The sequence below is a fragment of the Sodalis-like endosymbiont of Proechinophthirus fluctus genome, assembly GCF_001602625.1.
GTDB lineage: Bacteria > Pseudomonadota > Gammaproteobacteria > Enterobacterales > Enterobacteriaceae.
Genome location: NZ_LECR01000050.1, coordinates 9,397 through 14,985, shown reverse-complemented (window position 1 = coordinate 14,985; position 5,589 = coordinate 9,397). Strand labels below are relative to the sequence as shown.

The following is a 5,589-nucleotide window of genomic DNA, read 5'->3' as shown; positions in this document are numbered from 1 at the left end:
GCCGTGCCTTGCTCTGCCGTCGGGATAAGGAAGGTCGCTGTACTACCGTGTGCTGTGCTCCTCGCTTTGAGACATAGATCGCAAAATTGGCAGGCCTCGTCGAGACGCGTCGTAATCTACCTATCATTAATTTCTCCTTTATTATCAGTGAATTGACTAGATTTCTATCGTCATTGGCGCGGGGTAAATCGTCGTCGGACTGCTCGTTTAGCCCTCGAATCGTGCACTCCGTTTCACCATCACCTCATTATGAAAGCGTGAGTGAATCATGATTCGAGTTACTGCCTTGTCTAACGTGGCGCCTGGCGTTGGCCCTTCATCGATTATGGTGGACATAGATTTGCTCCCGCAGGGGCGTTATACCGAGCTACCGAGCTACCGAGCTACCGAGCTATAGGCTGGCCCAAGACGAAAAACCTGAACAGGAAAAACTTGAACAGGTTGAGGCAGCACTGGAGGCTTTTTCGCTCGAACCGCCGCATCCCTGTTATCAGGCTGCTAGCTGGCGCACTGGTTTGTTGCATTAATGCGGTGAGATAGGATCCAGTCTGCGTGCCTGGCTTCCGCTGCCAGCGCTGTGCATGCTGGTCTTTCTCCTGATGACCTTGCTTCGGCTATGATCGGATGATAGCCGCGCTGGCGTATCCCTCCGGTCCGGCTCAGTACGGCTAGATCTAGCGCTGGGTTTAGCCATATCTTTTTGCATTTCTCGCTATTGCACCTGGTGTTTAATGTGATGGTATCTGGCCGGGCCTGACGGAGGGTTATCGCAGTAAGGCGTCATTAACCATTTTATTTTTGCTCTCGGCTATCGTCAGCAGGCGTGGTGGTGCAGTCACATTTCAGTGGGAGCTTTTTCTACGGTCTGTCTGGCGTGGTGTATGCGCTGATGGGCTATGTCTGGTGGCAAGGCGATAAATATCCCGGCGGGCCGCTAGTTATGCTGCGCCGGTTCATCATGTTCGCCCCGTTATGACTCCGCCGGCTATTCCAATATGTTGAGTATCGCAATAGCTAATGCCTGCGCACGTAGCGAGTCTAGTAATGGGACTGCTGATAGCGTTATGGCAAACGCGGTGGCGTCAGAATCACGGCGGTCAGCACTGCCGGTAGCAGAGGAGTCAAAATGTGAAGCAAGCGCAGCGGCACTATGCCATTATCGTGTTGGTTCGCTAGCATGGCTGCATCAGTATACTGAGGAGTTAGTGGATCTCTTTGTCGTCAGTCCTCCCTAGACAATACGACGCGATCTGAACGATTTGGTCGAACAGAATAAGATCCGGCGTCATCACGGCGACGCGGCGCTCCCGTCGAGTTCGGTCATCGCGCCGCCTACTATGAATCGAAAGGGGATGTGGTCGGCGGAAGGCGCGCATAGTAAAGCGCGGCGCTAGCCAAATCTACGACGGCGCTACGCTGTTCATTGATATCGGCACCACGCCGGAGTCGGTTGGGGCACCTGTTGCTGGGATATAAAAATTTGCGAGTGGTCAGCAGCAATCTTAACGTGGTGATGCTGCTTAGCGCCAAGGAATATTTCTGCCTGATTTTGGCTGGTGATGAAGTGCAGACGCGTGACGGCGGCATTTCTCAATTCTGATTTGATACGGCATCCCTTGTTATCAACAGCATTGATTTAGACGGCTAAACGGGCGATTATCGATAATTCTCACTGCGTGATGCTGGTGACCTACTATTCTAAATTCGGCCGCAGTGCCCATAGTCAATCTCAGCAAAAATGGACCTGGTGGACTATCTGTTTACCGACTAACCTCTGCCGGACGTGATGACTCTTATCGAACACTCTGATATCAAATCAGAGTTGTGCTCAGCGCAAAAGCCCTAGCGTAAAAATTTAATGCCGTCTCTCCCGTTTTTAACGGCGTTATCTATTTTTTGATCATCACGGCGCTTATCCAGACTCTTCCGCTATCTTTTTTGCACGGCGATATGAACGTCGATCCCTCGAGATAGGCAGTGAGGAGCCTGTCGTGGTTTTTGCATCGCGATCGCTTGCAGTGGGCACCGGGCCGGGATAGCCGTGACGGTAGCAGGATCATGGGTCCGGTTTTCCGGCGCTGTCCATTTTAGGTTAACAGGATAGAGACGTTCATATACCAAAATCAAAATTCGATAAAGCTGCGTTCCATACAACGCTAGATCGTCAGTGGCAATGTTATGGTTCTCGCCGGCAGGCAGGAAATGACCTTTTTTCAGTGGTTGCAGACGGTCAAGTGCGGTAATTAATGAATGCATCGCCCCAGATCGCCCAGCCGGGTAACAGCAAAAATTTCTCCGTCATGTCAATTACCTTTCCATAGAGTTCCTGATGGTATGTCTGACTGGTAATAATCTTATCAATCTTGGTGGGTACGATACGGTCAAAAGATTGCTCGACGGTCATCAGGTTAGTCTTGCCGATATCCTGGAATACGAGGTTGACCCAGCGCTGAGTAATGGCGGCCTGTTGTATGGATTTCATGGCGACAGTTGGCTATCATCAGCTATGGGCTAAATTACTAGTAAGGCTTGTTTCGTCATACCTTCGCCAAAGGACAGCAATGGGAATCCCCAGACGACTGGCATCGCGAAACCTATCCCTGCCTCCATCTTAACACGGCGTTAAATGTTGAGTTGGGTTTTAGAGGCAAACTGTTAAAAAAACGAGCAGGGACGGCAGCCGCTGGGAGCCGGTGTTCTCGCTTATCGGCGAAGCTTGAGATTTGCCGATGGTCGGTTTTGGCAATGGCACGGTGCTGCCACTACGTTAAAACCGAACGGGTCGGGATCGGATCTACGCCGCCAAGTTGATAAAAGTACTTTACTCGAACGATAAACATCAGGAAGACAAACAAGCTGCAGCTGATGCAGCTGTATTTCTAGTGCGCATGTGCAGTGGAGGATATTTTACGCCGTCATTATTTTGCCCGACGGTAGTCTGGAAAATCTGCCAGTTATGAGGTTATCTAGCTCAATGATACCATCTGTAAATCGTTATCCCCGAGATGCTGCGCGTGCTACTCGACAAATACCAGCTAACATGGTGTTGAAGACTGGCTGATTACGTCACGTACCTTCGCCTATCTATATAACCATACTCTGATACCGGAGGTGCTGTGGAATGCTGGGATGAAAAGCTGGTACAGGAGTTTCTGCCGTGCCATTTCGCCATCATAATTGATGTCGGCACGGGTTAGACGATTTTTTTCACAGTGAGTAGGCGCAGTATTGTTGGCGGGGAGCCGGAAACCGGCCTCCGGCTACAGGTACTGCGCGCGAATGACCAGGTGGATTATGCGCAGTTGATAACACTGAAACTGATGACGCTGTGTAGTTACGCCTTGGCGCAGTTCAATCGACGTTCTGCAGACGATCATGAACGCCAATCGCTGGCTGATTTTGTCGTGGATGGCGGAATATCAGCAGGCCGACAGCGGCAGTGCTGGCGTATTTTAGGTAGCAGCACTAGGACGAAATCTCTTTTTTAGTTACTTGCAGTAGTGGTTGGTGACCATGAAGTTGGATGGCTGTTAACGACTCAGCCAACGGCTAGCGATACCGGCGGTGTCAGCTATGGCAGCGCAGAAACCTGGGTCGATCCAGCACTATATTGCTTATCCGCGTCGGTGGGTGTGCGATGCCGGACAGACAGATTGGGCCCACAGGGGAAGAATCAGAAACTGCCGCCGCAGGTCCGAACGTGTTGCGTGAGCGCGGCTATCAGCAGTTTATCGAATTGATCTGGCCAACCGACTTGGCTTGTATGACGATGAGCATACCTGGCTGCTGCTGAAGGAACGTAGTATGGAACGGCAAGCGTTGCTGGACGCGCTGCGGCGCGCGAAGGGTATTCCTATGTCACCGGTGTTGAACGCCGCCATCCGCCGGTTATGGTACAAAGCAGTTGCACGCTGCTGAGGCTACAGCCCTAAGACTGACTGCAGATGGCAACACCGGTCAATGTGCTCTATAATATTATAATACTACCGATGTCTATACCGACTTGTTGTGTAAGCTGATGCGGGATTTCGAGACCATGTTTAGCGACCATAAAATTATTCAAATACTAACGGTTCTCTGCCGCTGGCGCTGGGGAGGTAACGCTGATGATTAAGTCGGACTAACGCCTATTGACAGATTAGACCTGACGCTACTGGTCAGTTCAGGCCTAACGTCGATCAATAGTAGGAGTGTTCGCCGTGTAGGTGCTCTGTCAAATCGTGCACGCCCTTCAGCTCAGGAAATTTCTCCAGTAGCTCTTTCTCAACCCTTTCTTTAAGCGTGTAATCCACCATCGAACAGCCATTACAGCCCCCACCGAACTGGATGATAGCCAGCATATCATCCGTAATTTCCATGAGTGTCACCTGACCACCATGGCCAGCCAACTGCGGATTTATCTGCGACTGCAGCAGGTACTCAACGCGCTCGATAAGGGGAGCGTCGTCATTCACTTTGCGCATTTTGGTATTGGGGGCTTTCAGCGTCAGCTGGGAGCCGAGCTTGTCCGTGACGAAGTCAATTTCCGCTTCCTGCAGGTAAGGGGCAGAAACCTCATCTACATAGGCCGAGATTTTATCAAATTTCAGCTCAGTATCAGTGGCCTCTACCGCGTCAGGCGGGCAGTATGAAACGCCGCATTCCGCATTGGGAGTGCCAGGATTGATAACGAACACGCGGATCTGGGTGCCAGGTTCCTGATTAGACAGCAATTTAGCAAAATGTTCCTGGGCAACATCGGTAATACGGATCATAACATTGACTCAATAGTTGATTAAAATAGCCGAATATTATACGCCTTTCTCCCCACAGACTACAAGGCGCGATAAATGCTCTATAGCTGCACTTCGCACGTGTGATGGCGAAGCAGCCGGCTTATTTCGCCGGCGGTACTGCCAGTAGTAACGACATCATCAATCAGCGTCACCCGTTTGCCAGCCACACATCTACGCGCCACATGAAGGCGTTGCTGAGGCCATGACGGCGTTGACGGGCGATAAACGCTGCTGAGGCGGCTCGCTGCGGTGATGGAACAGACCCTGAGGAAAGGACCTTTAGCCAGCGCGCAAGCGCACTGGAGAGCAGTTCAGTTTTATTATAGCTCCTACGTCAGTGACCGGTAGGCATGCAAAGGTATATCAAGCAACAAATCTGGATTCTCATCCCCCTGGGAGGCGCGATCTGCCAGCGCAGCCACAATAGTCGGGCTAGCACGCCGGCAAGGTCGGTGTCGCCCTGATATTTAAGTTTTGTCACCAGTTGGCTAAGCGGCGCATGGTAGTCCCCCCACCGTAATGAGACTATGCCAGCGTGGGGCTCGCAGCCGGAAGCCCGCAGCGCTGGCTGCCCCAGTTCCCTGCTTCGCTAGCAGTACCTTGACGCAGACTCGGCAAACACTGCGATAGCTGAACCAAAGTGGTTGCCGGCATAGCCAATACAGGGTGCTGATTGTTAGCATAGGGCCAACCATTTTTATTTCCGACTATTGGACAATAACATATGACGTCACTGTTTTGGCAAACGACAGGTACCGGCGATCGGGATCTTGTGCTGCTGCACGGATGGGGAATGAATGCCGGCGTCTGGTCT

The 5,589-nt window shown here is 51.6% G+C and carries 6 protein-coding genes and 3 pseudogenes; 7 read left to right on the top strand and 2 right to left on the bottom strand.

Translation table 11 applies throughout. The features are described from left to right. Nucleotides 1-338 precede the first annotated feature (338 nt). From BG74_RS21185 to BG74_RS05880, 3 genes and pseudogenes are all read left to right on the top strand, one after another. Complete coding sequence (locus BG74_RS21185) at nucleotides 339-527, top strand: hypothetical protein (RefSeq protein WP_369678522.1); 189 nt, start codon at nucleotides 339-341, stop codon at nucleotides 525-527. Between the two features lie 296 nt (nucleotides 528-823). Beyond that, entirely contained in the window at nucleotides 824-976 is a 153-nt protein-coding gene (locus BG74_RS17175) for a hypothetical protein (protein ID WP_244267358.1), read from the top strand. A gap of 152 nt (nucleotides 977-1,128) precedes the next feature. Beyond that, nucleotides 1,129-1,771, top strand: a pseudogene (locus tag BG74_RS05880) (DeoR family transcriptional regulator). Between the two features lie 459 nt (nucleotides 1,772-2,230). Here the strand turns inward: BG74_RS05880 and BG74_RS05875 are convergent. Next, complete coding sequence (locus tag BG74_RS05875; RefSeq protein WP_066597270.1) at nucleotides 2,231-2,482, bottom strand: hypothetical protein; 252 nt, start codon at nucleotides 2,480-2,482, stop codon at nucleotides 2,231-2,233. 313 nt (nucleotides 2,483-2,795) lie between these two features. Here BG74_RS05875 and BG74_RS20640 point away from each other — a divergent pair. The 3 genes and pseudogenes from BG74_RS20640 to BG74_RS13450 form a co-directional block, all read left to right on the top strand. Further along, nucleotides 2,796-3,176: pseudogene (locus BG74_RS20640) on the top strand (glycogen/starch/alpha-glucan phosphorylase); the annotation flags it as partial. A gap of 36 nt (nucleotides 3,177-3,212) precedes the next feature. Next, the gene (locus tag BG74_RS05870; RefSeq protein WP_066597268.1) at nucleotides 3,213-3,488 is read left to right on the top strand and encodes a hypothetical protein; all 276 of its coding nucleotides are present in this window, start codon (nucleotides 3,213-3,215) and stop codon (nucleotides 3,486-3,488) included. Between the two features lie 271 nt (nucleotides 3,489-3,759). Then, nucleotides 3,760-3,918: a hypothetical protein gene (locus BG74_RS13450; protein WP_187202699.1), complete on the top strand. Its 159-nt coding sequence runs from the start codon at nucleotides 3,760-3,762 to the stop codon at nucleotides 3,916-3,918. A gap of 260 nt (nucleotides 3,919-4,178) precedes the next feature. Here BG74_RS13450 and nfuA read toward each other — a convergent pair whose 3' ends face one another. Further along, entirely contained in the window at nucleotides 4,179-4,754 is a 576-nt protein-coding gene (nfuA, locus tag BG74_RS05865) for a Fe-S biogenesis protein NfuA (RefSeq protein ID WP_066597267.1), read from the bottom strand. Between the two features lie 745 nt (nucleotides 4,755-5,499). Here nfuA and BG74_RS13445 point away from each other — a divergent pair. After that, a pseudogene (locus tag BG74_RS13445) lies at nucleotides 5,500-5,589 on the top strand (pimeloyl-ACP methyl ester esterase BioH); the annotation flags it as partial.

Excerpts from the sequence above, each read along its gene's own strand:
- nfuA (WP_066597267.1), bottom strand. The coding sequence starts at position 4,754 with ATGATCCGTATTACCGATGTTGCCCAGGAACATTTTGCTAAATTGCTG.
- BG74_RS05875 (WP_066597270.1), bottom strand. The coding sequence starts at position 2,482 with ATGAAATCCATACAACAGGCCGCCATTACTCAGCGCTGGGTCAACCTC.